The organism is Paraburkholderia sp. EG304, from assembly GCF_046543485.1.
Lineage (GTDB): Bacteria > Pseudomonadota > Gammaproteobacteria > Burkholderiales > Burkholderiaceae > Paraburkholderia > Paraburkholderia youngii.
The window spans coordinates 181,546-207,908 of record NZ_JBKGUA010000009.1 but is presented as its reverse complement, the minus strand read 5'-3'; the positions used below and the strand labels follow the sequence as shown (position 1 = coordinate 207,908).

31 protein-coding genes are annotated in these 26,363 nt (G+C 65.1%); 17 read left to right on the top strand and 14 right to left on the bottom strand.

The window, feature by feature from the left end; translation table 11 throughout:
- Nucleotides 1–20 precede the first annotated feature (20 nt).
- The 6 genes from flhC to ACLFKU_RS13905 all read right to left on the bottom strand — a co-directional run bounded on the left by flhC (nt 21) and on the right by ACLFKU_RS13905 (nt 3,940).
- Nucleotides 21–590 (bottom strand): flagellar transcriptional regulator FlhC, encoded by a 570-nt coding sequence (gene flhC / locus ACLFKU_RS13930; protein ID WP_368582334.1) that lies wholly within the window; start codon nt 588–590, stop codon nt 21–23.
- Between the two features lie 14 nt (nt 591–604).
- A complete protein-coding gene (gene flhD, locus ACLFKU_RS13925; RefSeq protein ID WP_018434215.1) occupies nt 605–925 on the bottom strand; it encodes a flagellar transcriptional regulator FlhD in 321 nt (106 codons plus the stop codon).
- A gap of 723 nt (nt 926–1,648) precedes the next feature.
- Nucleotides 1,649–2,185 carry a GNAT family N-acetyltransferase gene (locus tag ACLFKU_RS13920; protein ID WP_410849471.1) on the bottom strand — a complete coding sequence of 179 codons (537 nt, stop codon included), beginning with the start codon at nt 2,183–2,185 and terminating at the stop codon, nt 1,649–1,651.
- Nucleotides 2,186–2,230: 45 nt separating this feature from the next.
- Complete coding sequence (locus ACLFKU_RS13915; protein ID WP_368582336.1) at nt 2,231–3,079, bottom strand: helix-turn-helix domain-containing protein; 849 nt, start codon at nt 3,077–3,079, stop codon at nt 2,231–2,233.
- Nucleotides 3,080–3,251: 172 nt separating this feature from the next.
- Complete coding sequence (locus tag ACLFKU_RS13910; protein ID WP_368582337.1) at nt 3,252–3,554, bottom strand: addiction module antidote protein; 303 nt, start codon at nt 3,552–3,554, stop codon at nt 3,252–3,254.
- Nucleotides 3,551–3,940 carry a type II toxin-antitoxin system RelE/ParE family toxin gene (locus tag ACLFKU_RS13905; protein ID WP_368582338.1) on the bottom strand — a complete coding sequence of 130 codons (390 nt, stop codon included), beginning with the start codon at nt 3,938–3,940 and terminating at the stop codon, nt 3,551–3,553. The genes ACLFKU_RS13910 and ACLFKU_RS13905 overlap by 4 nt, the downstream gene beginning before the upstream one ends.
- A gap of 274 nt (nt 3,941–4,214) precedes the next feature.
- Between ACLFKU_RS13905 and ACLFKU_RS13900 the strand changes: the two genes are divergently transcribed.
- The 6 genes from ACLFKU_RS13900 to ACLFKU_RS13875 all read left to right on the top strand — a co-directional run bounded on the left by ACLFKU_RS13900 (nt 4,215) and on the right by ACLFKU_RS13875 (nt 6,728).
- A complete protein-coding gene (locus tag ACLFKU_RS13900) occupies nt 4,215–4,583 on the top strand; it encodes a nuclear transport factor 2 family protein (RefSeq protein WP_410849470.1) in 369 nt (122 codons plus the stop codon).
- 22 nt (nt 4,584–4,605) lie between these two features.
- Entirely contained in the window at nt 4,606–4,884 is a 279-nt protein-coding gene (locus tag ACLFKU_RS13895) for a hypothetical protein (RefSeq protein WP_368582340.1), read from the top strand.
- 64 nt (nt 4,885–4,948) lie between these two features.
- Entirely contained in the window at nt 4,949–5,413 is a 465-nt protein-coding gene (locus ACLFKU_RS13890; protein WP_368582341.1) for an RbsD/FucU family protein, read from the top strand.
- Nucleotides 5,414–5,449: 36 nt separating this feature from the next.
- Nucleotides 5,450–5,857 (top strand): VOC family protein, encoded by a 408-nt coding sequence (locus ACLFKU_RS13885; RefSeq protein WP_410849469.1) that lies wholly within the window; start codon nt 5,450–5,452, stop codon nt 5,855–5,857.
- A 102-nt stretch (nt 5,858–5,959) separates the two neighbouring features.
- Complete coding sequence (locus tag ACLFKU_RS13880; protein WP_410849468.1) at nt 5,960–6,394, top strand: DoxX family protein; 435 nt, start codon at nt 5,960–5,962, stop codon at nt 6,392–6,394.
- A 61-nt stretch (nt 6,395–6,455) separates the two neighbouring features.
- Nucleotides 6,456–6,728, top strand: coding sequence for a hypothetical protein (locus ACLFKU_RS13875; protein WP_368715157.1), 273 nt, complete (start codon nt 6,456–6,458; stop codon nt 6,726–6,728).
- Between the two features lie 22 nt (nt 6,729–6,750).
- Here the strand turns inward: ACLFKU_RS13875 and ACLFKU_RS13870 are convergent, their stop codons facing one another.
- Nucleotides 6,751–8,211, bottom strand: a complete 1,461-nt coding sequence (locus tag ACLFKU_RS13870; protein WP_410849467.1) for an MFS transporter — start codon at nt 8,209–8,211, stop codon at nt 6,751–6,753.
- Nucleotides 8,212–8,368: 157 nt separating this feature from the next.
- The gene (locus ACLFKU_RS13865; RefSeq protein WP_410849466.1) at nt 8,369–9,670 is read right to left on the bottom strand and encodes an MFS transporter; all 1,302 of its coding nucleotides are present in this window, start codon (nt 9,668–9,670) and stop codon (nt 8,369–8,371) included.
- Nucleotides 9,671–9,961: 291 nt separating this feature from the next.
- Here ACLFKU_RS13865 and ACLFKU_RS13860 point away from each other — a divergent pair, with 291 nt between their 5' ends.
- The 7 genes from ACLFKU_RS13860 (at nt 9,962) to ACLFKU_RS13830 (ending at nt 15,841) form a co-directional block, all read left to right on the top strand.
- Nucleotides 9,962–10,669: a response regulator transcription factor gene (locus tag ACLFKU_RS13860; RefSeq protein WP_410849465.1), complete on the top strand. Its 708-nt coding sequence runs from the start codon at nt 9,962–9,964 to the stop codon at nt 10,667–10,669.
- A 225-nt stretch (nt 10,670–10,894) separates the two neighbouring features.
- Nucleotides 10,895–11,863 (top strand): 4-hydroxyproline epimerase, encoded by a 969-nt coding sequence (locus ACLFKU_RS13855; RefSeq protein WP_410849464.1) that lies wholly within the window; start codon nt 10,895–10,897, stop codon nt 11,861–11,863.
- The gene (locus ACLFKU_RS13850; RefSeq protein ID WP_410849463.1) at nt 11,860–13,011 is read left to right on the top strand and encodes an NAD(P)/FAD-dependent oxidoreductase; all 1,152 of its coding nucleotides are present in this window, start codon (nt 11,860–11,862) and stop codon (nt 13,009–13,011) included. Before ACLFKU_RS13855 ends, ACLFKU_RS13850 begins: the two co-directional genes overlap by 4 nt.
- The gene (locus tag ACLFKU_RS13845; RefSeq protein ID WP_410849462.1) at nt 13,004–13,279 is read left to right on the top strand and encodes a (2Fe-2S)-binding protein; all 276 of its coding nucleotides are present in this window, start codon (nt 13,004–13,006) and stop codon (nt 13,277–13,279) included. The genes ACLFKU_RS13850 and ACLFKU_RS13845 overlap by 8 nt, the downstream gene beginning before the upstream one ends.
- On the top strand, nt 13,276–14,568 hold the full coding sequence (locus ACLFKU_RS13840; RefSeq protein ID WP_410849461.1) for an FAD-dependent oxidoreductase: 1,293 nt from the start codon (nt 13,276–13,278) through the stop codon (nt 14,566–14,568). The genes ACLFKU_RS13845 and ACLFKU_RS13840 overlap by 4 nt, the downstream gene beginning before the upstream one ends.
- 158 nt (nt 14,569–14,726) lie before the next feature.
- Nucleotides 14,727–15,494: an AraC family transcriptional regulator gene (locus ACLFKU_RS13835; protein WP_152851539.1), complete on the top strand. Its 768-nt coding sequence runs from the start codon at nt 14,727–14,729 to the stop codon at nt 15,492–15,494.
- Nucleotides 15,495–15,511: 17 nt separating this feature from the next.
- Nucleotides 15,512–15,841 (top strand): hypothetical protein, encoded by a 330-nt coding sequence (locus tag ACLFKU_RS13830; RefSeq protein WP_368582484.1) that lies wholly within the window; start codon nt 15,512–15,514, stop codon nt 15,839–15,841.
- Nucleotides 15,842–15,912: 71 nt separating this feature from the next.
- On the opposite strand, the gene ACLFKU_RS13825 is transcribed toward ACLFKU_RS13830, so the two are convergent.
- From ACLFKU_RS13825 to ACLFKU_RS13815, 3 genes are all read right to left on the bottom strand, one after another.
- Entirely contained in the window at nt 15,913–16,167 is a 255-nt protein-coding gene (locus tag ACLFKU_RS13825) for a hypothetical protein (protein ID WP_368582351.1), read from the bottom strand.
- 153 nt (nt 16,168–16,320) lie between these two features.
- Nucleotides 16,321–16,653 (bottom strand): hypothetical protein, encoded by a 333-nt coding sequence (locus ACLFKU_RS13820; protein ID WP_176106532.1) that lies wholly within the window; start codon nt 16,651–16,653, stop codon nt 16,321–16,323.
- Between the two features lie 198 nt (nt 16,654–16,851).
- Nucleotides 16,852–18,744, bottom strand: coding sequence for a bifunctional sugar phosphate isomerase/epimerase/4-hydroxyphenylpyruvate dioxygenase family protein (locus ACLFKU_RS13815; protein ID WP_410849460.1), 1,893 nt, complete (start codon nt 18,742–18,744; stop codon nt 16,852–16,854).
- 317 nt (nt 18,745–19,061) lie between these two features.
- Between ACLFKU_RS13815 and aroQ the strand changes: the two genes are divergently transcribed.
- Genes aroQ through ACLFKU_RS13800 form a run of 3 tightly spaced genes read left to right on the top strand, consistent with a single transcriptional unit; the run spans nt 19,062 to nt 21,870 of the window.
- A complete protein-coding gene (gene aroQ / locus ACLFKU_RS13810; protein WP_018434232.1) occupies nt 19,062–19,517 on the top strand; it encodes a type II 3-dehydroquinate dehydratase in 456 nt (151 codons plus the stop codon).
- On the top strand, nt 19,514–20,452 hold the full coding sequence (locus tag ACLFKU_RS13805) for a shikimate dehydrogenase (RefSeq protein ID WP_368582353.1): 939 nt from the start codon (nt 19,514–19,516) through the stop codon (nt 20,450–20,452). Before aroQ ends, ACLFKU_RS13805 begins: the two co-directional genes overlap by 4 nt.
- Nucleotides 20,453–20,502: 50 nt before the next feature.
- Nucleotides 20,503–21,870, top strand: coding sequence for an MFS transporter (locus tag ACLFKU_RS13800; RefSeq protein ID WP_410849459.1), 1,368 nt, complete (start codon nt 20,503–20,505; stop codon nt 21,868–21,870).
- 112 nt (nt 21,871–21,982) lie between these two features.
- On the opposite strand, the gene ACLFKU_RS13795 is transcribed toward ACLFKU_RS13800, so the two are convergent.
- The 3 genes from ACLFKU_RS13795 to ACLFKU_RS13785 form a co-directional block, all read right to left on the bottom strand.
- On the bottom strand, nt 21,983–22,738 hold the full coding sequence (locus tag ACLFKU_RS13795; RefSeq protein ID WP_368582355.1) for a TetR/AcrR family transcriptional regulator: 756 nt from the start codon (nt 22,736–22,738) through the stop codon (nt 21,983–21,985).
- Nucleotides 22,739–22,843: 105 nt separating this feature from the next.
- Complete coding sequence (locus ACLFKU_RS13790; RefSeq protein ID WP_410849458.1) at nt 22,844–24,133, bottom strand: NAD(P)/FAD-dependent oxidoreductase; 1,290 nt, start codon at nt 24,131–24,133, stop codon at nt 22,844–22,846.
- Between the two features lie 107 nt (nt 24,134–24,240).
- Nucleotides 24,241–25,173 carry a dihydrodipicolinate synthase family protein gene (locus tag ACLFKU_RS13785; protein WP_410849457.1) on the bottom strand — a complete coding sequence of 311 codons (933 nt, stop codon included), beginning with the start codon at nt 25,171–25,173 and terminating at the stop codon, nt 24,241–24,243.
- Between the two features lie 159 nt (nt 25,174–25,332).
- Here ACLFKU_RS13785 and ACLFKU_RS13780 point away from each other — a divergent pair, with 159 nt between their 5' ends.
- Nucleotides 25,333–26,286, top strand: coding sequence for a LysR family transcriptional regulator (locus ACLFKU_RS13780; RefSeq protein WP_410849456.1), 954 nt, complete (start codon nt 25,333–25,335; stop codon nt 26,284–26,286).
- Nucleotides 26,287–26,363 lie beyond the last annotated feature (77 nt).

Genomic DNA, 26,363 nt, shown 5'->3' with positions numbered 1-26,363 from the left:
GCGACGGGCGCCTCGAGCGGTCAGGCGGCCTGCGCGGCCTGTGCCGCACCGAGCGCTTCCCGGCGCGCGGCGGCTGCCTTCTTCGTCTTGCCGGCACGCGACGGCGGCTGGCACGCGCCGCACACGACGTTGTGCTGCAGGTCGTGCTTATGCGCGACGAACTTGCCGGTACAGCGGCAGCACTTGGTCAGCTGCAGGATGTCCGCGTCGAAGAAACGCACGAGCGTCCACGCGCGCGTCAGATCGAGCACCGGCTCGGTTTCGCTGTGCTGACAGTGCTCGAGATACAACCGATATCCCTTGGTCAGCGCATCCAGATGCGAGCAGCGCGCTTCGTTCTTCAGGAACAGGTACGTGTTGTAGAACAGCGACGCGTGAATGTTCGCGAGCCACGTCATATACCAGTCCGCCGAAAACGGCAGCATGCCCTTGGGCGGCGATACGCCCTTGACCTCACGATACAGGCGGATCATACGGTCGCGCGACAGCGTGAGCTCGCTCTCTAGCACCTGCATGCGGGCGCCGAGCTCGATCAGTGCGATCGCGCGAAATACTTCCTGTGCATCTTCGGTCAGGCTTCGCTTGAGCATTGCAGTCGTCTCGATCAGGCAAATTGCTCGGCGGGCTGGCCCGCAAGCAGAATCGCCGTGTGGGTCGGTGCAACTGCGGCGTGCTTCGTCGTTTGCGTCAACGCCGACAGCATCGCGTGGTCGTTGAAGCGGAAGAAGCACAAAAGCTGGTCGGAAGAGGCCAGCTTGACGATTTGCGCGAGCGACAGCCCGGCAAGCAAATCAGCCAGTTCCGACGACAGTCCCAGCCGGAACATTCCGACCGGTTTGTCCTCGCGCAACATACGTTGCGCGAGCATGATGTAAGACAAATTGATCTCGCGGATTGAATCCAGCGTCTCGCTGCTACGGTCCATTTTCTCTGTTTCCGAAGCCCCGAATTTCTATGTCGGCTTTGCGCCGTTATGTCTTTTCTGCCTCGCCGGAAACGCTGCCTCCGGCTACATGTTGCTACCTGCTACAGACAGCGAACATTTGATACAAGACGTTACATTTCGTAACAGCTCGGGACGAATTGTATGAAGGGTAAAACCAGAAATCAATCCCTTCACAAAAAAATATCTCAAAAAGCCACACCATTTTTCGGTAAGTTTTTCACGTCGTTGTAATGAATGATGCCAACTGGGTTTTTAGCCTTCCGAGAGTCGCCTCTAATCCATGAAAACCCTTGCTGCGCGGGAATCTAGCGCGCTTGTCCCGGCCGCGCATTCGGGCCGCGAGGCGATCGGTAAATTCGTTTTGAATTGGAAAGGAAATGGAAAGCGATGGAAAAGACGGTAATAAATACTCGTCTTTCATGGCGTGTGAGGGACGGATGAGGGGTGTAACGGGTTGATGCGCCCCCAGTTACAACTATGCAAAGTGGGGCGGGATTTGTAACGGCTCGATTGCTGATGGGCAGGCGGACCGGCGGATGCATTCGGCCCCGAGTCGAAAAGCGGTCGCAAACGTGTGCTGATTACGTTGCCGACGAAGACGGCGACGAGCCAGAGCCGTGCAGGATGCCTGACAGATGTTGCTGCATTGAGCGCTGATATTTACAACCTTGCCGAGGCACCGGAATCGGCCGCAGGTGAGCGCTATGCGAGGAATCTCGCCATCAGATCCTCGTCGTGGAATACGCCGTTGACGTCCAACGCGCCGACTTCGCACCCATATTTGCGAAAGCCGAGCGATTCATACAGTTTGCGCGCCGCGTCGTTGCGGCTACCCACGGTCAGTTGCACCTGCCGCAAACCGTCGACGCGCGCCGCGCGCGTCAACAACTCGCTGAGCAGCGCACGCCCGACCCCACGACCAGCCGCTTCCTGTGCGACATACATGCCGACCACGTTCGCCTTGTGACGTTCCTTGTGAGCCTGGTTGCGCCGCAGACCGACGACGCCGATCAACGGAGCATCCGCCGATGCATACGCGCCAAGCAGGAACGAGCCTTCCGCCTCCGAGCCCAGCAACGTCGCGTCATGCTGCGCGGGGCCTTTCGCGAGCGCTTCATCGTAGCTTTGTCCGAACGAAGCGGGATGCGCCTTCAGCCCGCGCAGACGAAGCTGGAAATAGGCGTCCCGGCCGGCGGGTCCGAGTTGGCGGATGAGCAGGGTGTCGGCGTTGACGGACATATCACTTGGTTCGTGCTGGGTCGGGCGGACGGGGTGCGCGAGAGACTAGCCGCGCTGGTGTTCGGCAAACTCGCGCAGCGCCGCCGCGGTTTGCTGATCCGCTGGAAAGAACGCCTCGATAGCGAGTTCCGACAGCGTAACGTCCACCGGCGTGCCGAACACCGTGGTAGTGCTGAAAAACGACAGCACGCCAAGCGGTGTGCGCAGCCGCAATGGCACGGCGATCTGGTTGAGGACGGCATCGTCCGGCATCGAGGCGTCGGCACCCGGCGGCGCGGGATAGCCGGCCAGTTCGTCGCGCAGCGCGCTCAGCGTCTCGTCGCCGCTGACGTCGATCTGCCGTTGCAGCCGGGCCAGCACATGCTCGCGCCATGCATGCCAGTTGATGATCGATGCCGCGATGCCTTGCGGATGCAGGCTCAGGCGCAGCGCGTTGACCGGTGGCTTGAGCAGTTCGGGGCTCGCGCCGCTCAACAACGGCGCAAGCGCATTGTTGGTCGCGACGATGGTCCAATGCCGGTCGATCGCGAGGGCCGGGTAGGGCTCGTGTCCCTTGAGGACCAGTTCGACGGCTTCGCGCGCGGCGGAGAGCTGCGGGTCGGAGAGCGGACGTTCGCGGAACAGCGGCGCGTAACCGGCCGCGACGAGCAGGGCATTGCGCGCGCGCAATGGCACGTCGAGACGCTCGGCGAGATGCATGACCATTTCCCGGCTCGGTAGTGCGCGCCCCGATTCGACAAAGCTCAGATGGCGCGTCGAAATGTCGGCCTCCGTGGCGAGCAGCAGCTGACTCATGCGCCGCCGTTGCCGCCATTCGCGGAGAAGTTCGCCGACCGCCCGAGTGCCTCTCGACGGGGATGACGAAGCCGTTTGTGCGATAGAGAGTGTGTTCATGCCACCGATGATAGTCAAAGCGTGCAGGCAATCGATTACCTGAGAGGTAATGCCCCGCCAATTTCAACCAACGCGACGTGCGGCCGATACCGTCGCTTCACACCAACGATTGCGCCGGCCCCGGCCGCCACGCGTGAATTCGCGCGACGCACTGGCCAGCGCCGCGCCCGGCTCAGGCGGCGGCCATGCGCAGCGGCACGGCGGTGAATTTGACGCCGATCGCACCCGCCAGCTTGAGGACCGTGTCCATGCGTGGCTTGGAGCCGGGCGCGAGTGTCTTGTACAGGCTTTCGCGGCCCAGGCCCGCTGCCGCGGCGATCTTCGTGATGCCGCGTGCCTTGGCGATGTCCGCAATGGCGGCGAGCAGCAGGTCGGAGTCGCCCTGGTCGAGCGCGGCGTTCAGATAGGCCGCGACCATCTCGTCGTTGTCGAGGTACTTCGATGCGTCGAAGCGCGCCGTTTTGATTTTGCTCATGACCGTTCCTTTCTGATGGTTGCCCACATTGTTCCGGCATGCCTGATATCGGCCTGCTGCGTGGACTTGATACCCCCGCACAGCAGCAGATACATCATGCGCCCCTCGCGCGCGTAGTAGACCCGGTAACCCGGGCCGCAATCGATGCGCATCTCGAACACGCCGTTTTCCAGCAACTTCGCGTCGCCGAAAAGTCCGCGTTCCGCGCGCCGGATTCGCACGAGAATTTGCGCCTTGGCCTTGAGGTCGGTGAGGCCGTGAAGCCAACGATCGAACTCCTCGGTGCAGTTGATCGTGTACGCGCGCGGTGTTTCGATCTGCGGATGATTGTATCCTTGAGGATACGGTCGTGCAAGCGAAAAAAGTGTCTCGATAAAGCGGTCCAAGCCGTCCTCCCGTTCATTGCATTGCCCGCCTCGCGAAGTCATCGGCAGGCTTCGTGAGGTTAGCGATGCAAAGGTTTCTTGCCGACTCGGCCGGATGGCCTATTTGGCGTGAAGGACAGTGAAAGACGCTGCGTAACAGCGACGCTGCATCCGCTTGATTACCTCCCACGTAATCGACGCAGTGCACGCGAACCGTCAATCTTCACTCCGAGCCCGCCGCATGCGATGCGTATGACGCGCGAAGCGCTCAGTCCTGCCAATCGAGGAGTTTGAGATGAATGCACATACCGATCTGATCGACCGTTATTTCGACACCTGGAACGAGACCGATGGCGCGCGTCGTCGGGAGTTGATCGCGGCCACGTGGAGCGCCAACGCCGACTATCGCGACCCGCTGCTGGCGGGGGCGGGCCACGATGGCATCGACGCGATGATCCGCGCGGTGCACGAGCGCTTTCCGCATCACACGTTTCGCCGTACGACCGACGTCGACGGCTTCGCGAATCGTCTGCGCTTCTCGTGGGCGCTGACGACGCCAGCTGGCGAGGCGATCGTGAAGGGCTCGGACTTCGGCGTGGTGGACGCCGATGGACGCTTGCAAGCGGTCACCGGTTTCCTCGACGAAACCCCCGGCGCCGCCTGAGGCGCTTTTCACGGAGACGATCATGCACGACCCCGCCGCTGCCAGGCCCGCCCAAGTCCATCTCGCGTTGCTGCGTGTCGCGGCCGCGTTCGATGCGTTATCGAGCGCGATCGCCGGTTTTGCGCTGCTCGGCGGCGCGCGGGCGTTCATGTTCATCGCACTGTTCGGCTGGCGCGAGCCGGTGCTCGGCGGCGCGGGGCTCGTGCTGCTCGCTCTGGTCGGATGGCTGCGCTGGCAATGCGGTGCGAGCGCAGCGCCGCAAGACCCGCGACGCGCTTGCTACAATCGATCGTCGTGCTGATGACGCGTGACACGCACGACCTCACCGCCGCGGCATGTTCCCAACCGAACGACCAGGAGACCCCGTGCTGAAAAATCTGGACCCGCTACTGAACGCCGATATCCTCCACGCACTGCGCTCGATGGGCCACGGCGACGAGCTCGTGATCTGCGACGCCAACTTCCCGGCCGACGCGGTCGCGCGCGATACCGTGCTCGGCAGGCCGCTGCGGCTCGACGGCGTCAGTTCGCCGCGCGCGATCCGCGCGGTGCTGTCGGTGCTGCCGCTCGACACCTTCATCGAGCATCCCGCGTCGCGCATGGAAGTGGTGGGCGAGCCGCAGACGATTCCCGCCGTGCAGCGCGAAGCGCAAGCCGAGGTCAATGAGGGAGAGGGGCGCGAGGTGCCCTTCGTGTCGATCGAGCGATTCGCGTTTTACGAGCGTGCGCGCCGCGCATACTGCGTGATCGCGACCGGCGAAGAGCGCGGCTACGGTTGCTTCGTGTTCACGAAGGGCGTGTTGCTCGCGCCGGACGCACCGCGCGCATAGTCGCGGCCACCTTCCCCGCGTCATCGGGACAAAACCATGAGCTTCCAGCTAGACAGTCTCGATCATCTCGTTCTGAACGTCGCTGACGTCGAAGCGAGCGCGGCCTGGTACGCGCGGATGCTCGGCATGCGACGCACCGAGTTCACGTCGCGCAGCGGCATGCGCGTGGCGATGACCTACGGCAATCAGAAGATCAATCTGCGTCCCGCGTCGGCCGATACCGTCGTCTGGTTCACGTCGCGCGAGGTGGTGCCGGGCACGGCCGACCTGTGTTTCGTGACCACCGCGAGCCCGGACGAAGTCAAGGCGCACTGGCTCGCGCAAGGCGTCGCGATCGAGGCGGGGCCGGTGGAGCGCGACGGCGCGCGCGGCAAGATGACCTCGGTGTATTGCCGCGATCCGGACGGCAACCTGATCGAGGTCGCCACCTATCCACCAGCCTGAGCGGGCTTGGAAATCGTCGCCATTGCACATATGCTCAGGGGCGAGGCGGGGAACTGAGCCCGTCTATTCGGGTCTGCTGCTTATTCATTACAGGAGTCCCCCATGTCGCGTCCCGTCGATTTCGGCATTATTTTCATCGCCCGTCTTGCGCTTTCCGTGCTGTTCCTGTGGAGCGGGGTGATGAAGCTGCTGGGCTATGCGGGCTTCGTCGGCTACCTGCATTCGAAGGGCGTGCCGTTCGTGCAGATCGCCGCGCCGATCGCAACCGCGGTCGAGGTGCTCGGCGGCCTGCTGCTCGTGATCGGCTTCAAGGTACGGCCCCTCGCGCTGGTCATGGCGGTGTATACGGTCGCGACCGCGGTGCTCGGCCACGACTTCTGGAATATCACCGACCCTGCGCTGCAGCACGACATGGTGATTCATTTCTGGAAGAACATCGGAATCGCGGGCGGTTTCCTGCTGCTGTTCGTCACCGGCGCGGGGCGTCTGAGCGTCGACAACGCGCGCGCGCCGCGCAGCGGACTCGGCGGCCTGTAGGGCGCGGCCCGGATCCTGCTACCAGCAGGGTTCCAATCCGCACCATTCAAGGGGGCAGATGATGATTCAGAACTTCGAGCAAATGATCGGCGGCAAGCTCACGCAACTGTGCGCGAGTCTCGGCGAAGGGGCGACGCCGCATCGCGTGATCATCAGCCTCGCCGATTCCGCGAAGACGCTAGTGGTTCTGGATGCGTCCGGATTCATCGGCACGCTGAAGGCGGAGATCGAAGACCCGGAGAAACTGGTCGCCGATGCGATCGCCAAGGCGCGCAACGAAGGCCTGATCGAGCGCGCAATCGATACCGGCACGATTCAGGAGGCGTCGCTGTAGGCGCCTGCGTTACACACACCGCTTACTTACTCGCGGCTCTCGCCACCCGCGCAGACGACGCCGTCGCGTGCGGCTCCGGATGCACGAAGCACGCAAGCACGAGACCCAGCACCAGCAATCCCACCGAAATAGCCGTCGCCGCCTGCATCCCCGGCACGATCTGGGTCGCGGCCGCGCCGCCCGCGAGCGCACCGAACGCCGCCACGCCCACCGCGCCGCCGGCCTGGCGCGCCGTGTTCAATACCGCCGACGCCGTGCCCGCGCGCCGCGCTTCGGTCGAGGCGAGCACCGCCGTCGTCATCGCCGGCACCGCGAGCCCCATGCCTGACGGAATCAGCAAAAACGGCAGCAGCAGGCCGATCAGCGGCGTGTCGGCATCGACGAGATGCAGCAGGCCGTAGCCGAGACCGGCCGTGATCGCGCCGAGGATCATCGGCACGCGCACCCCGAGGCGGCCGATCACCCAGCCGCTCGCGACGTTCGAGACCAGGAAGCCGCCCGTCAGCGGCAGGAACGCGAGGCCCGCCTGCAGCGGCGTGTAGCCACGCACACGCTGCAGGTAAAGGCTCAGCACGAATACCATGCCGTAATACGTCAGGTTCACGCAGATACCGAACAGCACCGCGGCGCTGAACGTGCGCGTGCCGAACAGCGACAGCGGCAGCATCGGGCTCGCGACGCGCGCTTCGACGAACACGAACGCGACCGCCGCCAGCAGCGCCAGCACGAAGCCGCCGGCGACCAGCGGATGCGCGAGCCCGAGCGGCCGCCATTCGATCACCGCGGCGACGAACGCGGTCAGCGCGACGATCGCGAGACCCTGGCCGCCGAGATCGATGCCGCGCGGCGTCGCGCCGGTGTTGCCGCGAGCGGCGGCGGGCGCGCCGCGCTGCGCGGTTTGCGGACGCGGAATCCACAGCAGCGTCGCGAGCAGGCCGGCCGCGCAGATCGGCAGATTGACGAGGAAGATGCTGCGCCAGCCGAACGCGGCGATCAGCAGACCGCCGGCCACCGGCCCCGCCGCGATCGAAATCGCGCCGGACGCGGTCCACAGGCCGACCGCGCGTGCGCGCAGCTTCGGTTCGTGGCCGAACGACTGATTGAGCAGCGCGAGCGAATTCGGCAGCATCGCGGCCGCGCCGATGCCTTGCACCGCGCGCGCGGCGACCAGCATCGGCGCGTCGAGCGCGAGTCCGCAGGCCAGCGACGCCAGCGCGAACAGCACGATTCCGCACGCGTACATGCGCCGCGCGCCGAAGCGGTCGCCGAGCGCGCCGGCCGACAGCATCAGCACGGCGAACGCGAGCGTGTACGCGTCGACGACCCATTGCAGTCCCGCGACGTTCGCGTGCAGATCCGCGCCGATTCGCGGCAGCGCGATATTGACGATGGTCACGTCGAGTTGCGTGACCACGAAGCCGACGCTGACGGTCGCGAGAACGCGGCCGAGGGTGGGCGAAAAGGAGGATTTGGATGAGTTCATGACTGCATCGTATGCCCGATGCAGCGTGCCACGTTTCGGCGCGGCGTGAAGTATGGATGTCGCCCGTGCGAGTGACGGCGCGTCGAAAACCGCGCCGTCGCGGGGCGCTTCGTCGACACGCTGGATGCGGATCGACGAAGCGAGATGCGGCGTCGGCTCAACGCCCCTGCGGCGCGTCCTTGATGAACAGCGTGGTCAGTGCGCCCAGCACGCAGATCGCCGCGACGTACAGCGGCGCGGCCAGCGGGTTCGACTTCATCATCAGCGAAACGGCGATCGGCGTCAGACCGCCGAACACCGCGTACGCGACGTTGTACGAGAACGAGATGCCCGAGAAGCGCACGACCGGCGGGAATCCGCGGACCATCACGAGCGGAATCGCGCCGATCACGCCGACGAACAGCCCGGCGAGCGCGTACAGCGGCACGAGCAGGGACGTGTCGACGGCCAACTGGCGAAACATCACGTAGTACGTAATCGCAAGCGCTACGCCGCCGACGAAAATCGTGCGGCCCGCGCCAAACCGTCCGGCGATCGAACCCGCCATCACGCAGCCGATCGTCAGGCACAGCGTCGCGACGCAGTTCGCGAGCAGCGCGGTAGCCGGCTCGATGTGGAATTGCTTTTGCAGCAGCGTCGGCGTCATCAGGATCACGACGACGATCGCCGCCGACAGCATCCACGTGAGCAGCATCGACACGATCACCGCGCGGCCGTGATCGCGCAGTACGGCCTTCAGCGGCACTTCCGCGGCGATCGCCTTGCGCTGCTTCAGCTCGGCGAACACCGGCGTCTCGTGCAGCCAGCGGCGCAGGTAGACCGAGAACATGCCGAACACGCCGCCGATGAGGAACGGAATGCGCCACGCAAACTCGGAAATATCGGCCGGCGTGAAATGGCGATTGACCGCCGACGCGATCAGCGAGCCGAGCAGAATGCCGGCGGTGAGGCCGGCCGTCAGCGTGCCGCACGCGTAGCCGACGTGCCGCCCGGGCACATGCTCGGACACGAACACCCATGCGCCCGGCACTTCGCCGCCGACCGCCGCGCCCTGCATCACGCGGAACAGCAGCAGCAGCACCGGCGCGAGCACGCCGATGCTCGCGTAGGTGGGCATCAGGCCCATCAGCAGCGTCGGCACCGACATCAGCAGCACGCTCAGCGTGAACATGCGCTTGCGGCCGAACAGGTCGCCGAAGTGCGCCATGATGATGCCGCCGAGCGGCCGCGCCAGATAACCGGCCGCGAAAATGCCGAAAGTCTGTACCTGGCGCAGCCAGTCCGGCATCGCCGCCGGGAAGAACAGCTGGCCGATCGCGGGCGCGAAGAAAACGAAGATGATGAAGTCGTAGAACTCGAGCGCTCCGCCGAGCGCGGCGAGACCGAGTGTCTTGTAATCGCTGTGCCCAAGCGGGCGTGGGGTGACAGCCTGTGCTCCACCCAGATTTGTTGCTTGCATTGCCATGTCTTTTGTTGAATTGGGAGCCACGCGGGTCACGCGTGGACATACGGCGGTCGTCGGGCGAGAAGTGTGGCAGGCGCTGGGTAGAGCACGGGACACGGGCGCGCCGTCCGGATAGGGCGGGCGCGCTGACGACGGAGGCCGGCGCGAATTTTACAGGATGAAAGCGGAAGTGCCGCGGAAGCGCCCAGTTGGGCGAAGAAAGCGCCGAAATTCGGAATGCTCCGAAGGGAGGGACCGGGGTGCGCCCCGGAGAATGGCCCGCGAATCCTTATCGAGAGTCATTCCATGCGCGTTGCTGTCCTTCAGCGTGACCCGGTCATGCGTCAGTCCATTAAATCAATGCTGGTGAGAGCCGGCCATTTCTGCGCCGCGTATGACGACGGCCGCGCGATGTCGAAATCGCTCGTGCACTCCACCATGGATCTGCTGGTGCTCGACTGGCAGGATACGCGGCCCGCCGGAGCGGACCTGTTGCGCTCGATGCGCGTCGTGGCAGGCGAGCATGTGCCGATCATGTTCGTGTCGAACGACAGGTCGGAGGAAAGCATGGTGCGCGCGCTCACTGGCGGCGCCGACGAATACCTCGCGTTGCCGTTGCGGGACGCCGAGTTTCGCGCGCGAGTCGCGGCGCTGCTGCGGCGCGCTTACCCGGTGAGCTTCAGCGCCGCGACCTGCTTCGAGATCGGCCCTTATCGCTTTGACACGCATCGCCGGGCGGTCGCGCTGCATGGCGAGCCGGTACCGTTGTCGCCCACGCAGTACCGGATCGCGGTGCTGCTCTTTTCCAATATCGATCGCGTGATGTCGCGCGACCATATCTTCGCGACGGTGTGGGGCCGCGAGTTGCGCGAATACACGCGGACCATCGACAGTCACGTGTCGCGGCTGCGTCTGTTGCTCGCGATCGAGCCGCGTAACGGTTTCCGGCTGCAGCCTGTATACAGGAGCGGCTACCGGTTGCTGCGGGTCGGTGACCACGTGCTCAGCGAATGAAGATTTGCAGTCGGCCGGGTATATGCTGAAATCCGCGTTATAGGCTGTCGGGCTGGCCAGCGGCGTTCGGTGCCGGGTTCGGAGTGATGTTTGTCGACGCCGGTACCGAATAGCGGGACGTTCCGCACGCCGCGCGCGCGGCGGATCACACATCGTCCCGGTATGCCGAAATCGTCTCAATCCGCGCGCACGCGCACCAAGACCCACCCGCCCGCGATTCCTACCATGGGCGACATGAAAACCCTCAACATCATCGACTCGCACACCGGCGGTGAGCCTACCCGCCTCGTGGTGTCGGGTGGCCCGGATCTGGGCGGCGGCACGCTCGCGCAACGGCTCGACGTTTTCCGCACCCGCTTCGACGACTGGCGCGCCGGCATCGTCACCGAACCACGGGGTTCGGACGTGGTGGTCGGCGCGCTGCTCTGCGAGCCCGACGATCCTAGCTGCGCGGCCGGCGTGATCTTCTTCAACAACGTCGGCTATCTCGGCATGTGCGGTCACGGCACGATCGGGCTCGTCGTGTCGCTCGCGCACATGGGGCGGATCGGGCCGGGACGGCACCGGATCGAAACGCCGGTCGGCGTGGTCGAGGCGACGCTGAACGAAGACGGCGGCGTCGCGGTGCGCAACGTGCCCGCGTATCGCCACCGCAAGGCCGTGCAGGTCGACGTGCCTGGCTATGGCGTGCTGACCGGCGACATCGGCTGGGGCGGCAACTGGTTTTTCCTCGTGGCCGAGCATGGGCACGAGCTCGAAGCCGCGAACATCGCGAGCCTGACGGCTTTCAGCTCGGCGATTCGCGACGCGCTGATCGCACAGAACATCACCGGCGCGAACGGCGCGCTGATCGACCATATCGAGCTGTTCGGACCGGGCTCGCGCGAGGGCATCGACAGCCGCAGCTTCGTGCTGTGTCCGGGCAATGCGTACGACCGCTCGCCGTGTGGCACCGGCACCAGCGCGAAGGTTGCGTGCCTCGCGGCCGACGGCAAGCTCGCCGAAGGCGCGGTGTGGCGCCAGGAGAGCATCATCGGCAGCGTATTCGAGGCGAGCTATCGCGCCGCGGGCGATGGCGTTCACGACGGCGTCCGCGTGATTCCGACCATCACCGGTCACGCGCACATCATGGCCGAGGGGCGTCTGTGTTTCGATGAGCGCGATCCGTTTGCGTGGGGTATCCGGACCGCATGAGCCCGGACGCGCTGATCATCGGAGCGGGTATCGTCGGTGCCGCGTGCGCGGCGGAACTGGCCGCGCTCGGCATGCGTGTCGACGTGCTCGACGCGCAGCGCATCGGCGGCGGCGCGACGGCGGCCGGCATGGGCCATATCGTCGTGATGAACGACTCGCCCGCGGAATTCGCACTGAGCCGTTATTCGCGCGAGCTGTGGCTCGAACTCGCGCCGCAGCTTCGCGCGCGCGACGCGTTCGCGCGCTGCGGCACACTGTGGGTCGCAGCCGACGACGAAGAATGGCAAGCCGCGCGCACAATGCATGCGGCGTTTGAGAGCCAAGGCGTCGCCGCGCAACTGATCGACGCAGCCGGGTTGCGCGCCTGCGAACCGGCGCTCGCGCCATCGATGGCCGGCGGCTTGCGCATCGAGCACGACAGCATCGTGTATGCGCCGACCGCCGCCGAATGGCTGCTCGCCCAATCGCCGCACGCGGCGAACATCGGCGTGCGGCTCGGTGCGCAGGTCACGTCGATCGATGCGGGTGGTGTGACGCTGGCGAGCGGCGAGCGCATCAGCGCGGCGCACGTGATCGTCGCGAACGGCATCGGCGTGGCGCAATTGCTTCCGTCGCTGCCGATGCAGCCGAAGAAAGGCCATCTGCTGATCACCGACCGCTACCCGGGGCTCATCCGTCATCAACTGCTGGAGCTCGGCTACGTCAAGAGCGCACATCACGCGACCGGCACGTCGGTCGCGTTCAACGCGCAGCCGCGTCCGACCGGGCAATTGCTGATCGGCTCGTCGCGCCAGTTCGAAACGACCGATCCCGCCGTCGAGATGCCCGTGCTCGCGCAGATGCTGCAACGTGCAGCGCAATATCTGCCGGCGTTGCCGACGCTCAGCGGCCTCCGCGCGTGGACGGGCTTTCGTGCCGCGTCTCCGGACGGCTTGCCGCTGATCGGACCGGCCGGCGAGTTTGCACCCGAAGTTGGCGCTGGTTCCACGTCCCGCGTATGGCTTGCGGTCGGTCACGAAGGACTGGGCGTAACGACCTCTCTTGCGACCGCGAAACTCCTCGCGGCGCAGATCGCGGGCCACGCCGCGCCGATTCCGTTCGAACCTTATTTGCCGGTCCGTTTTGCTGAACAGGTGGCCCATGACTGACACTGACGCGGCTAGCATCCGTTTGACGGTCGATGGTTGCAGCATCGAAGTGGAACCCGGCACGACCGTGGCCGCGGCGCTCGCTATTGCGGGTATCCGCGGCTCGCGTCTATCGGTCACAGGCGAGCCGCGCGACGCGTTGTGCGGGATGGGCGTGTGTCAGGAGTGCCGCGTGACGATCGACGGCCTCGCGTACGTGCTCGCGTGCCAGACGCTGTGCCGCGACGGCCAGCGCGTGCAGACACGAAACGGGACCGTACACGCATGACGCAGCACTTCGACATCGTGGTGATCGGCGGTGGTCCGGCCGGGCTCAATGCCGCGCGAGCGGCGGCGCAGGCAGGCGCGACGGTCGCGCAGATCGATGACAACCCGCGCGCCGGCGGCCAGATCTGGCGCCAGGGGCCCACCTATCCGCCGCAAGCGCCGCTGCATGCGTTACTCGCAGCGTTGCAATCGCAGCAAAACTTCACTTACTGGCCATCGACGCGCGTGGTTGCGCCGCTCGGCGCGCAAGCTTTGCTGCTCGAATCCGCCGAACACGGCGGCGTGTCGATCACCTACGACAGACTGATTCTCGCGACCGGCGCGCGCGAGCGTCTTCTGCCGTTTCCCGGCTGGACCTTGCCCGGCGTAACCGGCGCGGGCGCATTGCAGGCGCTGATCAAAGGCGGCATGCCGGTGCGCGGCGAACGCATCGTGATCGCCGGCAGCGGCCCGCTGCTGATGGCCGCGCTGGCCACCGCGCGAGAGGCCGGCGCGCATGTGATCGCGGTGGTCGAACAGGCATCGGCGGCCGAGGTCGCGCGTTTCGGCGTGTCGCTGCTGCGCGAGCCTGCGAAGCTGCGTCAGGCGATCAGCCTCACGCGCGGTTTCGCGGGACTGCGCTACTGGACCGGCAGAATCGTGCGCGAAGCCCGCGGTGCCGAGCGCGTGCAGCAGGTGACGATCCGGCGCGGCGAGCGCGACGAGACGCTCGACTGCGACCGCCTCGCGTGCGGCTACGGACTGCTGCCCAACGTCACGCTTGCCCAGGCGCTCGGCTGCGCGATTAACGACGCGGGTGAAATCGTCGTCGACGCTGGGCAGCGCACCTCGCTCGAGCGCGTTTATGCGGCGGGCGAGTGCACGGGCGTCGGCGGCGCGGAACTCGCTTGCGCGGAAGGCGAGATCGCCGGGCTCGTGGCGAGCGGCGCGGCGGCGACCCATCGCGCCGCGCTGACGGCGCTCGTTATGCAGCGCGCGCGCTGGCGGGGCTTTGGCGCGCGCGTCGCGGCGTCGTTCGCATTGGGCGAGGCGGCTCGCACGCCGCCCGCCGACGCGACGCTGCTATGCCGTTGCGAGGACGTGAGCGTCGGCGAGGTGCGCCGCTGCGCCGACTGGCGTGACGCGAAGCTGCAGACGCGCTGCGGCATGGGCCCTTGCCAGGGGCGCATCTGCGGCGTGGCCGCGAGCCTGTACTTCGGCTGGCCGGCCGCTGCGGCACGTCCGCCATTTAGCCCGGCGCAAATTGGCACGCTGATGAGCGCCGCCGAGCCGCCGACAGCGGCGCCATGACGGCTCCGCGCTTACCCTCGGCGGATATTGGCGGGCGGCGCGCGGCTCTATAATCGATTGCTATCAACTGCACGAGCAGGCTGCCCGGCCGCACCGCGCAGCGATCCGCGAACGCAACCCAACGCAATCAACCAGGCACGCACCAACGGAACCGCACGATGAACACGCTGGCTCATCCGCTCGAACCGGACGATACGACGCTGTCCGGCATGCTGTCGCATTTCAGGTTGCTCGAGCCGGTATTCGATGCAATGCCGGACGTCGTGTTCTTCGTGAAGGACGCGGACGCGCGTTACGCGCTCGTGAACCGCACGCTGGCCTCGCGTTGCGGCTTCAAGGAAAAGGCGGCGCTGCTCGGCAAGACCGCGGAAGACGTGTTTCCGCGCCGCTTCGGGCGCATCTATACCGCGCAGGACAAGGCGATCATCGGCGTCGGCAACCAGATGCTCGATCAGCTCGAATTGCATCTGTATCCGGGCCGTCAACCGGGCTGGTGCCTGACCTGCAAACAGCCGTTGCGCGATGCGAGCGGCAAGGTGGTCGGCCTCGCCGGCATCTCCCGCGATCTGAAAGCCGACGAAAGCAGCCACCCGGCCTACAGCCGGCTCGCAGCCGTCGTGCAGTCGATCCAGGAGAATTACGTGCAGCCGCTGAACCTGAAGCAGCTTGCGGCGATGGCGGACATGTCGGTCGCGCAGTTGGAGCGCTATTTTCACAAGGTGTTTCATCTGACGCCGCGCCAGGTGCTGCTGAAAACGCGGCTCGATGCGGCAACCGCGCTTCTGGTTTCTCATGACAAGGTCACCGACGTCGCCGCGCGTTGCGGCTACACCGATCACAGCGCGTTCACGCGGCAATTCAAGGCGACCGTCGGCGTCACACCGACCGAGTACCGGATGTTGCTGCACGGTACGCTGCGCGGCTGAGCGGCATCGGGCGTGTGATGGCGGGTCGCGGGCATCACTATTACGTGTACGTCGTCGCGCTCGACGACCAGGTGTGGAATGAGGCGCGCTTTCGTCGCGCGAATCCCGATTACCGTTTCGACAAGCCGTGCGTGTACGTCGGCATGACCGGGCTCGACCCGGACTTGCGCTTCGATCGGCACAAGGCAGGCATTCAAGCCAACCGGTATGTGCGCGACTATGGTTTGCGTCTGATGCCCGAACTGTACGAAGTGTTCAACCCGATGCCTTACCGCGGCGCGCAGGATATGGAAGTGGAGCTGGCGATCGGGTTGCGCGAGGCGGGGTATGGGGTGTGGCAGGCTTGAAAGGCTTAAATGAAAAAGGCCGCGGTAACGTCATCGTTGCCGCGGCCTCAAATCTTTACGATGGTCGTCCTTTACTTCACCCCAAGCCCCCGCAACACCGCATTACCCTCGGACGTGAGGCGGATATGCGAGTTGCCCGCGTCGTTCGAAACGGTCTCGACGAGACCTGCTTCGTAAAGCTGCGGAATTTCGGGTTTTGCGGATGCATCGATCGGTGCGTGCAACAACAGCAGCAGCGTAGCGAGTTCGTGATGGCTCAACAGACGGCGCAGGATAGTGGGCCGCTTGGCCGGCGTTTCGTTGGTATTCGGTTCGGGCTGGTTCATGGAGCGCACCTCGTGCGGGGACATGTCCGGGGATGTTGCGGACGAAGTCTTAAACGATTCTTAAGACTCCATTGTCCTGTAACACCGTGACATGAACGTTGCAATGGATCAAATTCCGGCGCCCGCAACTTCGGTTTTTTGCGCCATAAAGCCTTATGGCGCGCAGGTTTTGGCTGCCGATTCGATCCACAGGTTGCTTACATGACGCTTGCCCGCATAGAAACGGTAAGTTGTCGCGCCATTGTCACTGCGTACCTTGATGATGTTCGAGTCGCCAAAGTCGAGCATCTGGCCTTGCGGGATCCCGGTCGACTTGAACGCGGCGTTGTGGTGGTTGGCCAACTGCGTCAGACAGGCGACGACGTCGTCGACCGAACGCTGCGTCGTCGTGTCCGTGACGGGTTCGCCGGAATCGGGGTCTTTCTGGAAATACGCGCAAGCGTTGAGAAGCAGCGAAAGGGACAGGACTGCAGCGAACTTCTTCATATCTCTCCTGGCGTTGATTCGGCGATTCGGCCGAGGGTCCACACGTCGCGCGGGCTGGACCGCAAAACAGCCGCCATTATATCGAGACGGCGAACCTGCCCGTTGGGGGCGCAAATCGCGTGCCTGAGAAGACGAAATCCGTATCGACGCGGCGACTTTTCAATGACGAAGCCGCCGCCTCGGGTGTCTGCCTGCCCGCTACTTGCGGCGCTGCGCCTGAGCCGCGAGCCGCACCGCCGCATTGGCCGCGCCATAGCCGTCATAACCACCGCGCCGCTCGACGATTTCGAGGAAGAAGCGCTGGTCGAGTTGCTCCGTATAAGCGTGGAAAAACTCGCCGCCGCGTTCGTCGCGGTCGTACAGGATATTGTTTGCGCGCATCGCTTCGAGCAGCGTGTCGGACAGCGCGTAGCGGGCCGCGAGGTCGTCGTAGTAATTGCGCGGAATGCGCAGGATCGGCACGCCGTCGGCGACGAACTCGGGGATCGCGCTGAAGATGTCGCCGGTACTGAAAGCGACGTGGTTCAGTCCGGAACCGTGATACATGTGCAGCGCCTCGGCTACCGCGGTATGGCGATCCACCGATGCATTCAGTGCGATCCGCACCGAGCCGTCGGCGCTGCGCAGCGCGCGGCTGCGCACGAGGCCGTACGGATCGGGCACGAGCACCCCCGGCTCGGCCTGGAAGCCGAACGCGGTGCGCAGAAACAGCACCCACGTATCGAGCGCACTCGCCGGCACCGACAGGCACACGTGATCGATGCGCTCGAGCGGTCCCACCTCGGTCGGCCCGTTGATGTCAGTCAGCACGAAATCGGCCTCGAACAGCGTGGGCTGATCCGGCGTTTCGTCGACGAAATAGTTCAGGCTCCCGTCCGGTGCCTGCACGGCCGGCAGCACGCGCTCATTCGGCCCGATTTGGCCGGAGAACGGCGTGTAGCCGAAGCCGGCGGCGCGCTCGAATGCCTGGCTCGCGTCGTCGACACGAAACGCCGATGCGCACAGCGACAAGCCATGCTGCTGGAAAAACGCGTTCGCGAACGAATCGGGCTCGGCGTTCAGCACGATGGATGCCGCGCCGTGCTGATACAGCGTCACGTCCTTCGAACGATGCTGGCCGGCCTGGCGAAAGCGCAGCTTGCCGAGCCAGTCGGCGAGCTGCGCGCGGGTGGTGTGATCGACCGCGAATTCGAGGAACTGATAGCCGACGTGCGCGGGTGCGGCGGGCGAGCGGTACAGGTCGCCCGATGTCTTCTGCGGCTGCTGCCGCTCTTCGAGCAGCGCGCGAGTTTGCTCTTCGAGGAACAACAGCGAGCGATGGCCATCGGCGGCCGTGATCGTGGTGGGGGCGGCGCGAAAGCCGTCGTTGAAGATTTCCAGCGAGAGCGGGCCCTTATAGCCGGCCTTGACGACCTGCGCGGTGAAGTTCGCGAGATCGAAGTCGCCCTGGCCGGGGAAGCAGCGGTAGTGGCGGCTCCATTCGAGCACGTCCATCGCGAGCTTCGGCGCGTCTGCGATCTGCACGAACGCGATGCGCTCGCCCGGAATCTCGGCGATCGCGTCGAGCGTGTCGTTCAGCGACAGCGTATGAAAGCTGTCGAGTACGAGCCCGAGGCTCGGATGGTTCACGGCGTCGGCGAGTTTCCACGCGTGGCGGTACGTCTTCACGTGCTTGCCCCAGGCGAGCGCCTCGTAACCGGCGATTACGCCGGCCGCTTCGGCCGCGCGCGCCAGCGCGCCCAACTGGTCGATCATCAGTGAGTCGTCGCAGATCGTCTCGGGCGACACGTTGCTGCACACGAGGATCCGGTCCGTGCCCAGCTCGTGCATCACGTCGAACTTGCGCTTCGCGCGATCGAGGTTGCGCTCGAGCCGCTCGGGACTGACGCCGTCGAAATCGCGAAACGGCTGGAACAGCATGATCTTCAGGCCGAGGTCGTCGGCGATGCGGCGCACGTCGGCCGGCGAGCCGTCGAAATACAGCAAGTCGTTCTCAAAGATTTCGACACCTTCGAAGCCTGCCGCGCGGATCGCGCTCAGCTTCTCGACGAGGGTGCCGCTTATCGACACGGTGGCTATCGAACGTTGCATGAACGGCTCCTGCAAAGACGGACAAACGAAAGGGAAACAAGCAGACAAACCGCTGCGGCGCGCCTTCGGACGCGGCCTGCCGGGCTTGCTGCAATGCGCAAATGAGCTATTTCGTTACGCACTGCAGCAAGACGCAGACCAGAATACCCCACATTAGCCGGGAGTTTCGCCAGTCTATACAAACTAACTAGATGGTACAAATTCGTAGAAACCCCGAATGACGGCGACGGCCGATGAGTGCACACTTCGTCATGCGTCGAAGAACCGTCGCGAGAGCAGCGGTTCGAGTCGCGCTTCATTTTGTGGGAGTCGTTGTCATGAGCTTTGCCTCCGTACTGGTCCTGAACGGACCGAACCTCAATCTGCTGGGCACGCGCGAGCCGGCCATCTATGGCTCGGAAACGCTCGACGACGTCGCGAAGCTGTGCCGCGACGCGGGCGAGCGCCTCGACCTCGCGATCGACTTCTGCCAGTCGAACGCCGAGCATCAACTGATCGACTGGCTGCACGCGGCGCGCACCAAGGTCGACGGCATCGTGATCAATCCGGCCGCGTACACACATACGTCGGTTGCAATCGCCGACGCGCTGACGGCGATCGAAAAGCCCGTCATCGAGGTGCATATCTCGAACGTGCATAGGCGCGAAGCGTTCCGGCATCACTCGTACGTGTCGGCGGTGGCGGACGCGATCATCGTCGGCTGCGGCACGCAGGGTTATGTGCTCGCGCTGGAACGGATGGCGACGATTCTTAAGAATAGGGCGGCGAAATGAACACTCAAGCGAACACTCAGGAAAATCCCCGGACCGACGCGCAGATCACCGCGTTGGCCAATGCGCAGGCGAGTTTGCGGGCCACGCCCCAGTCCTTTCTGGTCGGACTGATCGGCTCGGGCATCAGCGGTTCGCTCACGCCCGCAATGCACGAGGAAGAGGGCAGCAAACTCGGTCTGCATTACGTGTATCGACGCATCGATCTCGATGCGCAGAAGCTCGATTCCGCCGCGCTGCCGGAACTGCTGACCGCGGCCGAACGGATGGGTTACAACGGCCTGAACATTACCTATCCGTGCAAGCAGGCGGTAATTCCGCTGCTCGATGAACTGTCCGACGACGCTCGCGCGCTCGGCGCGGTCAACACCGTGCTGTTCAAGGACGGCAAGCGTATCGGTCACAACACCGACTGGTCCGGCTTCGCGCGCGCGTTCCAGCGCGGCCTGCCGGACGTGTCGCTGGAGCGCGTCGTGCAGCTGGGCGCCGGCGGAGCCGGCGCGGCGGTCGCGCACGCGGCGCTGAACATGGGCGCGCAGTCGCTGACGCTGTTCGACGTCGATGCCGCCCGCGCGCAATCGCTCGCCGACGAATTGCAGGCGCGTTTCCCGAAAGCCAAGGTCAGCGCGGGCACCTCGCTCGAAGAATCGCTCGCCGCCGCGCAAGGACTGATTCACGCGACGCCGACCGGCATGGCCAAAATGCCCGGCCTGCCGCTGCCGGCCGAATTGCTGCACCGCGACCTGTGGGTTGCCGACATCGTCTATTTCCCGATTCGCACAGCGCTGCTGCAGGCGGCCGAGGCGCTCGGCTGCCGCACGCTGAGCGGCGGCGGCATGGCGGTCTACCAGGCGGTCGACGCGATGCGCATTTTTACGGGCCTCGAGCCGGACGCCGAGCGCGTCTACACCCATTTTCAATCGCTGTTGCAACGCTAACCGGCCGCGTAGAGACCGGCATCCAAGCTGATCGAGGAGACCAGTACGACATGACGCAATCGTTCCAATCCAGTTCCGCGGGATCGCCCGCGCAGAGCAAGACGGCAAGCCCCGCGCGCCGTTCGAGAGCCCGTTATCAGATCCTCGGACTGCTCGCAGTCGGCACGATGATCAACTATCTCGACCGCACCATTCTGGGCATCGCGGCGCCGCAGTTGACGAAGGAGCTTGGCATCAACGCCGCGCTGATGGGCCTGCTGTTCTCTGTGTTTTCGTGGAGCTACGTGGCTTCGCAGATTCCGGGCGGCCTGTTTCTCGACCGCTTCGGCAGCAAGCTCACGTACTTCCTGTCGATGACGTTCTGGTCGCTGTGCACGCTCGCGCAAGGGCTCGTGGGTGGCATCGCCGGCCTGTTCGCGTTCCGTCTCGGCCTTGGCGTTTCGGAAGCGCCGTGCTTCCCGACCAATAGCCGCGTGGTCGCTACGTGGTTTCCGCAAAGCGAACGTGCGATGGCGACCGGCACCTACACGGTCGGCGAATATATCGGCCTCGCGTTTTTCAGCCCGTTCCTGTTCATGCTGATGGGCGCGTTCGGGTGGCGCTCGCTGTTCCTCGTGGTTGGCGGCGTCGGTATCGCGTTTGGCGTGGTGTGGTGGCTGATGTATCGCGAGCCGCGCGATCATCCGTCGGCGAATCAGGAAGAACTCGACTATATCGAGGCGGGCGGCGGTCTCACGCAACGCCACAAGGATGTCGCGGGTGCAGCCGATACGGCCGCATCGAAGACGAGCGGCTTCCAATGGCGCACGATTGGCCAGCTGCTCAAGCATCGTCAGCTGACCGGCATCTGTCTCGGCCAGTTCGCGGGCAATTCGACGCTGGTGTTCTTCCTCACGTGGTTCCCGACGTATCTCGCCACCGAGCGTCACATGGCGTGGCTGAAGATCGGCTTCTTCGCGATCATGCCGTTCATTGCGGCGTCGATCGGCGTGATGTTCGGCGGCGTGTTCTCCGACTGGCTGCTGCGTCGCGGCAAATCGCCGAACGTCGCGCGCAAACTGCCGATCATCGCCGGTCTGCTGCTCGCGTCGACGATCATTCTCGCTAACTACGTAGAGAGCAACGTCGTCGTGATCGCGATTCTGTCGGTGGCGTTCTTCGCGCAGGGCATGGCCGCGCTCGGCTGGACGCTGGTGTCGGATATCGCGCCCGAGGGCCTGCTCGGCGTGACCGGCGGCATCTTCAACTTCGCCGCGAATCTGGCGGGTATCGTGACGCCGCTGGTGGTGGGTCTGATCGTCGCGGCGACCGGTTCGTTCGTCGGTGCGCTGGTGTTCATCGGTGTCATCGCGTTGATCGGCGCGCTGTCGTATATCTTCATCGTCGGCGATATCAAGCGGATCGTGCTGGCGGATTAAGGCTTCCTGTTGAGACGTCGCTTCAGGTGACGGGTGTCGAAGCGACAAAAAAACGGGATGTGGCTTTCACCACATCCCGTTTCCTTTTCAGCCGGTCGCTACGCAACCGGCGTCAGTCGTCCTTCTTCACGAACCGCAAGATCGCATCGACGATCATCGCCCGATGCCGGGCGCGCAATCGAGGATGCGACGGATCGCGCCCGAACGCGGTGCCGAACGTATGCCGGTTGCCCACGCGGTGAAAGCACAGCGAGCTGATCATCAGATGCAGATCGATCGGATCGATGTCGCTGCGGAACTGGCCGGCCGCGATGCCGCGCGCGAGCAGATCTTCGATCGTGTGAATCACGGTGACGTTGCGTCCTTTGAACGTCTTGACCTGCTCGACGTACTTCGCGCCGTGAATGTTTTCGATGGTCACGAGGCGCACGAAGTCGCGTTGCCGGTCGTGGTAGTCGAACGTGAATTCGACCAGCGCGCGCATGCCTTCGACCGGATCGAGTTCGCTGATGTGCAGATCCTGTTCGAGCGCGCGAATGTCTCCATACACCTTTTCCAGCACCGCCTGGTACAACCCTTCCTTGCTGCCGAAGTAGTAGTACAGCATGCGCTTGGTGGTGTTCGTGCGCTCCGCGATCGCATCGACGCGCGCGCCCGTCAGTCCCATCGCGGAGAACTCCTGGGTCGCGACGTCGAGGATGTTGCGCTTCGTCTGCTCGGGATCGTATTTGCGTGGGGCGTCCGCACGCCGGCCTTCAACACGCCGGGCGTCGGCTCGCTTGGTGTCGGTACGTCGCGCGTCGGCGTGTGGTGCGCCGGACACGATGCCGTTGGTATCAGGCTCGGCGGCCTTGCTTCCCTTTTTCATTGTGGTTTCGAGCGGCAGTGACGGCGCATTCTAGCATGGCGAAATGGGCCTCTGGCGCGGGTCTCGGGCATCGGTGCAGGTATTTCGGAGGAGCCCGGGTGGCGCTTACGCGACCGGTCGCGCGGGCCGGCGGCGCGCGGCGAGGCCGTCGCGTGTTTGCATCGCGGTGTACGTGAGCTGCGCGGCCGCGAGACCGAGCGCGCCGTACGTGCGCGTGAGGCCGAAGCTCGCGAATGCATCGGGCACCGGCCGTTCACCGGAGATCGCCGCCGCCAGCAGTTCGCCCGACACCGTGGTCGGCGCCATGCCGTGTCCGCCGAAACCGACCGCGTACCAGACGCCATCCGTGCTCTGGCCGATCTGCGGCATCTTGTGCCGCGCGTAGCTCATCAGTCCGCCCCACGCATGCTCGATGCGTACGTCGCGCAGCTGCGGATAGACCTTCAGCAAGTCCTGCCGCAACAGACGCGCGATTGCCTCGGGCTCGCGATCACGCACCGAGATGCGGCCGCCCCACAGGATGCGCGTGTCGGGCAGCGGCCGGTAGTAGTCGAATGCGAAGCGGGTGTCGTAGACCGCGGCGCGCGTCGCGATCGCGTCGTGCAAGCGTTCGCCGAGCGGCTCGGTCGCCATCACGTAGGTGGCGATCGGCAGCACCGCGCGCTCGACGCGCGCGTACACGTTGCGCGCATAGCCGCCGCCCGCCATCACGACATGACGGGCGTCGAGCGCACCTTGCTGAGTCTCGACGACGAAGCCCGCGCCGTCGCGCCGCAAGCCGACGACCGGCGAGCGCTCGTGGATCGTCACGCCCGCTTGCGCGGCCGCCGCGGCGACGCCGAGGACGTATTTGAGCGGATGAAAATGGAACGCGTTGCGCTCGAACAGTCCGCCGTGATAGCGGCTCGTTTTCAGTTGCGCGGCGAGTTGGTCGGCAGGGATCGGTTCCCAGTCGACACCGAACGAATCGCGCATCAGACGCCGTTGCGCTTCGAGACGTGCCGGTTCGTCGAACCAGTTTGCGAGGATCACGCCGGCATCGGTTGCATCGCAATCGATCCGGTAGCGCGCAATGCGCTTGCGCATCAGCTCGACCGCGTCGGTGGTCAGCGCGTAGAGTTCGCGCGCGCGTGCGGGCCCAAGCGTCTTCAGCAGGTCGGCGCAATCGAGGCTATAGCCGCCGAACACGAAGCCGCCATTGCGTCCCGATGCGCCGTAGCCGACCTGCTGCGCTTCGAGTACGACGACGTCTTCGACGCCGCGCTCGGCGAGTCCCAACGCGGTGGAGAGTCCCGCGAGTCCGCCGCCGATGATGCAGACGTGCGCACTGCGTCGACCGTTGAGCGGCGCATAGGCGGAGGAGCGAGTGACGGTGGCTTCGTAGAAACTTTGCATGGGGCGCGAGCTCGTGGACACGCCCTAGGTTAGCGGCAATCGCGTGTCGCCGTCCAGCCCGCGCAAGCCCGCACGTCGGCGGGCGCCCCGCTGCATTTCAACGCGTGTTATCGACCCCAGCGCAACACCAGCGGATCGAGCCGGCGCGCGATCTTCAACAGCCCTTCGCGCGTCGCCGGATGCATCTGCGGCAGCGGATGACGCACCGCGTCCGAACCGATCACGCCGCCTTCCTTCATCAGCGCCTTGCACGATGCGAGGCCGCCCTGGCGGTTCTCGTAGTTGATCAGCGGCAGCCACTGCTGATAGTGCGCGGCGGCGGCCTCGGTATCGCCGGCCGCATAGGCATCGACGATCAGGCGGATGCCATCGGCATAACCGCCGCCCGTCATCGAGCCAGTCGCGCCAGCATCGAGATCGGCCATCAGCGTGATTGCTTCCTCGCCGTCCCACGGACCGACGATCGCGTCGCCGCCCAGTTCGATCAGCTCGCGCAGCTTGTTGGCGGCCTGCGGCGTTTCGATCTTGAAGTACGACACGTTGTCGATCTCGCGCGCCATGCGGGCGAGGAACGGCGCGGACAGCGGCGTGCCGCTGACCGGCGCATCCTGGATCATGATCGGAATCTGGATCGCATCGGACACCGTGCGATAGAACTCGTAGATGCCGCGCTCGCCGATGCGGATCGTCGCGCCGTGATACGGCGGCATCACCATCACCATCGCGGCGCCCGCGGCCTGCGCGGCGCGGCTGCGCTCCGCGCACTGGTACGAGCTGAAGTGCGTGGTCGTGACGATCACCGGCACACGGCCCGCGACGTGTTCGAGCGCGACATGCATCAGTGTGCTGCGCTCGTCGTCGGACAGCGCGAACTGCTCGGAGAAGTTCGCGAGAATGCACAGGCCGTTCGAGCCGGCATCGATCATGAAATCGAGGCAGCGCTTCTGGCCTTCGAGGTCGAGGCGGCCGGCGTCGTCGAAGATCGTCGGTACGACGGGGAAGACGCCGCGCAGGGCGGGGGAGTGTGACGCTTGGCTCATGGCGATGTGGTCCGTGTTGGGATGGAAGGATTGCGCTCGAGCCCGCAAACGAGCGGCGCAACTGGATGAATGTCTCCTGCGGCGACTATACGGCGCCGGGCCTCGCAGGTATATTGAATTGTTTCCATATCGTGATCGCTTTTGCGACTCACCTGCCCGATGAAAGACACGCTCAACGTCCTGCTGTCGAAGCTGCGCATGAAGCAGCTGCATCTCCTGATCGCGCTCGACGATCACAAATCGCTGCACAAGGCGGCCGGCGCAATGTCCATGACGCAATCGGCGGCGAGCAAGGCGCTGCAGGAGCTCGAATCGATGCTCGACGCGCCGCTTTTCGAGCGCTCGAAAAGCGGCATGATTCCGAACCAGCTCGGCCATTGCGTGATCCGCTATGCGCGGGTCGTGACGTCGGACCTCACCGCGCTCTGTCAGGACGTCGCCGAAATACGGTCGGGGCGTGGCGGGCGGCTCGCGCTCGGCGCGATCATGGGCGCGATTCCCGACTGCGTAGTGCCCGCGCTGAACCAGTTGCATGCGGCGCAACCGGGTCTGTCGATCGAAGTGGTCGAGGACACCAGCGCGCGGATGCTCGCGCAGCTCGACGACGGCAGGCTCGATCTGGTGGTCGGCCGCGCGGCGGTCGCGGCCGATCCGTCGAAGTACCAGTATCGCCCGCTCGGCGACGAGCCGTTGGCGGTGGTGGTCGGGTATCAGCATGCGCCGTTGCCGCGTCGCGAGATGACGTTGAGCGATCTCGCCGGGCATCGCTGGGTTATGTATCCGTCACATATGCCGCTGCATGCGCTGCTTGAACGCGAGATGGATCTCGCCGGCCTCGACATGCCCGACAATCCGATTTCGACGGCTTCCACTTTCGTGACAGTGGCGCTGCTGCAAAGCAGCGCCGAACTCGTTTCGCTGCTGCCGAGCGCGATTGCCGGGCCGTTCGTGCGGCACAAGATGCTGCGCGTCGTGCCGGTCAGGCTCAAATCGCCATCGCAGACTTTCGGCATCGTCACGCGCAAGGGCGGCGTGCTGTCGCCGCCGGCGGAACGGTTCATCGCGCTGTTGCGCGCGCAGATACAACGGGCGCAGACGAAATCGCGAACTTAGCCGCGGCGCAACCGGATCACTCAGCCGCCCGTGTGGTTGCCGGTAAGAATGCCAGCCAAAAAGCGACTTTCTTTCGG

Bases quoted from the DNA above. Each gene is read 5' to 3' on its own strand.
- ACLFKU_RS13800 (WP_410849459.1), top strand. From the start codon at position 20,503: ATGACGCAATCGTTCCAATCCAGTTCCGCGGGATCGCCCGCGCAGAGC.
- ACLFKU_RS13920 (WP_410849471.1), bottom strand. From the start codon at position 2,185: ATGTCCGTCAACGCCGACACCCTGCTCATCCGCCAACTCGGACCCGCC.
- ACLFKU_RS13865 (WP_410849466.1), bottom strand. From the start codon at position 9,670: ATGCAAGCAACAAATCTGGGTGGAGCACAGGCTGTCACCCCACGCCCG.
- ACLFKU_RS13815 (WP_410849460.1), bottom strand. From the start codon at position 18,744: ATGCAACGTTCGATAGCCACCGTGTCGATAAGCGGCACCCTCGTCGAG.
- ACLFKU_RS13855 (WP_410849464.1), top strand. From the start codon at position 10,895: ATGGGCGACATGAAAACCCTCAACATCATCGACTCGCACACCGGCGGT.
- ACLFKU_RS13845 (WP_410849462.1), top strand. From the start codon at position 13,004: ATGACTGACACTGACGCGGCTAGCATCCGTTTGACGGTCGATGGTTGC.
- ACLFKU_RS13880 (WP_410849468.1), top strand. From the start codon at position 5,960: ATGTCGCGTCCCGTCGATTTCGGCATTATTTTCATCGCCCGTCTTGCG.
- ACLFKU_RS13915 (WP_368582336.1), bottom strand. From the start codon at position 3,079: ATGAACACACTCTCTATCGCACAAACGGCTTCGTCATCCCCGTCGAGA.
- ACLFKU_RS13860 (WP_410849465.1), top strand. From the start codon at position 9,962: ATGCGCGTTGCTGTCCTTCAGCGTGACCCGGTCATGCGTCAGTCCATT.
- ACLFKU_RS13790 (WP_410849458.1), bottom strand. From the start codon at position 24,133: ATGCAAAGTTTCTACGAAGCCACCGTCACTCGCTCCTCCGCCTATGCG.
- aroQ (WP_018434232.1), top strand. From the start codon at position 19,062: ATGAGCTTTGCCTCCGTACTGGTCCTGAACGGACCGAACCTCAATCTG.
- ACLFKU_RS13830 (WP_368582484.1), top strand. From the start codon at position 15,512: ATGGCGGGTCGCGGGCATCACTATTACGTGTACGTCGTCGCGCTCGAC.
- flhC (WP_368582334.1), bottom strand. From the start codon at position 590: ATGCTCAAGCGAAGCCTGACCGAAGATGCACAGGAAGTATTTCGCGCG.
- ACLFKU_RS13835 (WP_152851539.1), top strand. From the start codon at position 14,727: ATGAACACGCTGGCTCATCCGCTCGAACCGGACGATACGACGCTGTCC.
- ACLFKU_RS13885 (WP_410849469.1), top strand. From the start codon at position 5,450: ATGAGCTTCCAGCTAGACAGTCTCGATCATCTCGTTCTGAACGTCGCT.
- ACLFKU_RS13805 (WP_368582353.1), top strand. From the start codon at position 19,514: ATGAACACTCAAGCGAACACTCAGGAAAATCCCCGGACCGACGCGCAG.
- ACLFKU_RS13870 (WP_410849467.1), bottom strand. From the start codon at position 8,211: ATGAACTCATCCAAATCCTCCTTTTCGCCCACCCTCGGCCGCGTTCTC.
- ACLFKU_RS13820 (WP_176106532.1), bottom strand. From the start codon at position 16,653: ATGAAGAAGTTCGCTGCAGTCCTGTCCCTTTCGCTGCTTCTCAACGCT.
- ACLFKU_RS13780 (WP_410849456.1), top strand. From the start codon at position 25,333: ATGAAAGACACGCTCAACGTCCTGCTGTCGAAGCTGCGCATGAAGCAG.
- flhD (WP_018434215.1), bottom strand. From the start codon at position 925: ATGGACCGTAGCAGCGAGACGCTGGATTCAATCCGCGAGATCAATTTG.
- ACLFKU_RS13795 (WP_368582355.1), bottom strand. From the start codon at position 22,738: ATGAAAAAGGGAAGCAAGGCCGCCGAGCCTGATACCAACGGCATCGTG.
- ACLFKU_RS13825 (WP_368582351.1), bottom strand. From the start codon at position 16,167: ATGAACCAGCCCGAACCGAATACCAACGAAACGCCGGCCAAGCGGCCC.
- ACLFKU_RS13875 (WP_368715157.1), top strand. From the start codon at position 6,456: ATGATTCAGAACTTCGAGCAAATGATCGGCGGCAAGCTCACGCAACTG.
- ACLFKU_RS13785 (WP_410849457.1), bottom strand. From the start codon at position 25,173: ATGAGCCAAGCGTCACACTCCCCCGCCCTGCGCGGCGTCTTCCCCGTC.
- ACLFKU_RS13895 (WP_368582340.1), top strand. From the start codon at position 4,606: ATGCACGACCCCGCCGCTGCCAGGCCCGCCCAAGTCCATCTCGCGTTG.
- ACLFKU_RS13840 (WP_410849461.1), top strand. From the start codon at position 13,276: ATGACGCAGCACTTCGACATCGTGGTGATCGGCGGTGGTCCGGCCGGG.
- ACLFKU_RS13910 (WP_368582337.1), bottom strand. From the start codon at position 3,554: ATGAGCAAAATCAAAACGGCGCGCTTCGACGCATCGAAGTACCTCGAC.
- ACLFKU_RS13850 (WP_410849463.1), top strand. From the start codon at position 11,860: ATGAGCCCGGACGCGCTGATCATCGGAGCGGGTATCGTCGGTGCCGCG.
- ACLFKU_RS13900 (WP_410849470.1), top strand. From the start codon at position 4,215: ATGAATGCACATACCGATCTGATCGACCGTTATTTCGACACCTGGAAC.